Genomic DNA, 302 nt, shown 5'->3' on the forward strand with positions numbered 1-302 from the left:
CCACAAAATGCCTTGTCCTGAATCAAATTCCCATGTCACGTACGGGATATCAGTGGGGCCTTAGCTCAGCTGGGAGAGCGCCTGCCTTGCACGCAGGAGGTCAGCGGTTCGATCCCGCTAGGCTCCACCACTACTTCCCCCACCCCACAGTCTTACCTGATCGGATCTGCAGTCATAAGCCACCATCGCATCAGACGATGACCGGTTTATGACTGTCGATTGACAGTTTGCTCTTTAACAATGTGAATCATGCTGACAAATTTCTCCGCAAGGAGAAAAGACGTGATACGTCTCAAGCGTAT

The 302-nt window shown here is 51.3% G+C and carries 1 tRNA gene; it reads left to right on the top strand.

Annotated elements, in window-relative coordinates:
- Positions 1 to 54: 54 nt before the first annotated feature.
- A tRNA-Ala gene (locus tag IEI94_RS21500) sits at positions 55 to 130 on the top strand.
- The last annotated feature ends 172 nt before the right edge of the window (positions 131 to 302 follow it).

Origin of the sequence: Halomonas sp. ML-15 (genome assembly GCF_014779595.1) — a bacterium.
GTDB lineage: Bacteria > Pseudomonadota > Gammaproteobacteria > Pseudomonadales > Halomonadaceae > Franzmannia.